At 68.1% G+C, this 2,795-nt stretch carries 4 protein-coding genes; all 4 read right to left on the bottom strand.

The window, feature by feature from the left end:
• Positions 1–35: 35 nt before the first annotated feature.
• Positions 36–539, bottom strand: coding sequence for a DMT family transporter (locus ON23_RS35775; protein ID WP_051042036.1), 504 nt, complete (start codon positions 537–539; stop codon positions 36–38).
• On the bottom strand, positions 536–1,060 hold the full coding sequence (locus ON23_RS05200; RefSeq protein WP_157170171.1) for a DMT family transporter: 525 nt from the start codon (positions 1,058–1,060) through the stop codon (positions 536–538). Before ON23_RS05200 ends, ON23_RS35775 begins: the two co-directional genes overlap by 4 nt.
• Positions 1,061–1,205: 145 nt before the next feature.
• Positions 1,206–2,492: a thymidine phosphorylase gene (locus ON23_RS05195; RefSeq protein ID WP_039776714.1), complete on the bottom strand. Its 1,287-nt coding sequence runs from the start codon at positions 2,490–2,492 to the stop codon at positions 1,206–1,208.
• 44 nt (positions 2,493–2,536) lie between these two features.
• Positions 2,537–2,795 (bottom strand): cytidine deaminase (locus ON23_RS05190; protein ID WP_039776717.1); only part of this gene is annotated, 259 nt, incomplete at its 5' end.

The following is a 2,795-nucleotide window of genomic DNA, read 5'->3' as shown; positions in this document are numbered from 1 at the left end:
TGCCCGATGGTCGCCCGCGCGTAGCCGGACCCGGCTCAGTACTTCGCCATCAGATAGGCGCCCACGACGATCAGCCCACAGCCCGCCAGTCGTTGCGCGCTGAGCGGCCGGCGCGGGAAACCCATGACACCGAAGTGGTCCATGACCACGGCGAGCAGCATCTGACCGGCGATGATCAGGGCATTGAACGTGCTCACTCCGACGCTGGAGGCCACGGTGATCATCGCGAAGATGGCGGCGCCACCGGTGAGTCCGCCGAACGGGGCCCATCGTGGCATCGTCTTCAGATCCGCCCGGGACGGCCACGGCTGACGCGGTGACACCGCCGGTGTCACCGCGAATATCGCGCCGACACCGGCGAGCGCCACCGCGTAGGAGATCACGCCGCACAGAAAGACGTTGTGCAGGGCGAGTTTCAGCGAGTTCTGGCATCCGGCCTCGACCGAGCGCAGGGCGCCGCCGACGAGCATCAGGACGAAGACGAGAATCATCGCCCCGCGGCCGAGCGTCGCGGGCCGGACCGTGGTGCGGGCGGTCATCGTGCCGCCTCCCTGGCGGGCACGAATTCGGGTTGCCGCGGCGCGGTCTCACGAGAATCGCCGGCCATGAGGTAGACGGCCACGGTGATCAGCACGGCCGCCAGCAGCCGGGGCGGGGTCGCGTGGCGTTCGGCGAAACCCATCGCGCCCAGGTCGTCCATCACCAGCGCGACCAGCATTTCGGACACGATGACGACGGCGTTGAAGGTGGCGACGCCGACATATTTGGCCACGGTGATCATGCCGAGCACCGCGACACCGCCGATCAGCCCGCCGAAGGGCGCCCACCAGGGCATCCGTTCCACATCTGCCCAGGTCGGCCACGGCGAGTGTGAGACCACGGTAGAGATGACGAGGAAGACCGAGAATCCGGCCAGCGCGACGGCGTAGGACACCACCGCGCACAGCCACATGTTCTTCAGATGGAGTTTCTGCGTGTTCTGGCAGCCGACCTCGACGGACCGTAATCCGCCGGCGGCCAGGATGAACACGAAGATGAGTCCGAGAGCGACAGCACCCACGAGCACACGTCCTTCGCTAGGCAATCGAATGCCGTCCGCACGCGGGCGGTGCTTACCAGCCGGATTCTGCGGTCGTGCGAGCACAGAATAGCAACCCGGATGACGTGCCGTTGGTTATTGGCACAATAAACAGGTCACTCGCGGCTCAGAGCCCGATCCGGCCGAGGATCAGCGGATGCGCGACCGGCGGAACCGGCCCGATGTCGAATCCCGCCCGCAGTGTCGCGATCGCCGCGGGGATTGCCGCTTCGGAGTCGGTGTGCAAGGTGAACAGCGGCTTTCCGGCTGTCACCGAATCGCCGGGCTTGCAGTGCATTTCGACGCCCGCACCGAACTGCACGGGATCACCCTGACGCGCGCGACCGGCACCGAGCCGCCAGGCGGCGAGCCCGACGGCCATCGCATCCAGCCGGGTGAGCACGCCCGATTCCTGCGCCACCAGGGTTTCGGTGTGCCGCGCTCGCGGCAGTGGCGCGTCGGGATCGCCGCCCTGCGCCGCGACCATCGCCCGCCAGCGATCCATCGCGCGTCCGTCGGCCAGCGCGTCGGCGGGGTCGACATCGCGAATCCCGGCCTGCGCCACCATTTCTCGTGCCAGCGCCACCGTCAGCTCGACGACGTCCGGCGGGCCGCCACCGGCCAGCACCTCCACCGATTCGGCTACCTCGAGCGCATTGCCCGCCGTACGCCCGAGCGGAGTGTCCATCGCCGTCAGCAACGCGACCGTCCGCACCCCGGCGTCGGTCCCCAATTCGACCATGGCCGTGGCCAATTCGGTGGCGTCGCGGAAGTTCTTCATGAACGCGCCGCTGCCGACCTTCACGTCCAGCACGAGTGCGCCGGTCCCCTCGGCGATCTTCTTGCTCATGATCGAACTGGCGATGAGCGGAACCGATTCCACGGTTCCGGTGACATCGCGCAGCGCGTACAGACGCTTGTCGGCCGGCGCCAGATCGGCCCCGGCCGCACAGATCACGGCGCCGATCTCCGGATCGGTGAGGATGGAGCGCATTCGCGCGGGGTCCAGATCGGCCCGCCAGCCCGGAATCGACTCCAATTTGTCCAGGGTTCCGCCGGTGTGGCCCAGCCCACGGCCCGACAACTGCGGGACCGCCGCCCCGCAGGCGGCCACGAGCGGCGCCAGCGGCAAGGTGATCTTGTCGCCGACCCCGCCGGTGGAGTGTTTGTCGACGGTCGGCCGGGGCAGGTCCGTGAAATCCATCCGCCGGCCGGAGGCGATCATCGCGGCGGTCCACCGGTCGAGTTCGCGACGGGTCATGCCGCGCAGCACGATCGCCATCGCCAGGGCCGACATCTGTTCGTCGGCGACCTCGCCACGGGTGAACGCGTCGACCACCCAATCGATCTGCTCGTCGTCGAGTTCCGCACCGTCGCGCTTGGCCGCGATCACCGACACCGCCGTATGGGTCATGGCGAAAAGCCTTCCAGATCCCGTTCGGGGTGCGGAAATTCACATCATGTCCGGCCGGCGGCCAGATCGTCCGGCCCGAAGGCGTCCGGCAGCAACCTCGCCAGCGGCACCGGGCCGTCGCGGTGATCGACGAGCAGTTCCGGCCCGCCGTGCTCGTAGAGCACCTGCCGGCACCGTCCGCAGGGCATCAGGATTTCCCCGTGCGAATCACAGACCGCGATCGCCAGCAAACGGCCGCCACCGGAAGAACAAAAGTTACCGACGAGTACAGTTTCGGCGCAGACGCCGAGCCCGTATGAGACA

It is taken from the genome of Nocardia cerradoensis NBRC 101014 (assembly GCF_000308535.1).
GTDB classification, from domain to species: domain Bacteria; phylum Actinomycetota; class Actinomycetes; order Mycobacteriales; family Mycobacteriaceae; genus Nocardia; species Nocardia cerradoensis.
Note: the sequence above shows the minus strand (reverse complement) of the source record. Positions and strands in the feature narration are given on the sequence as shown.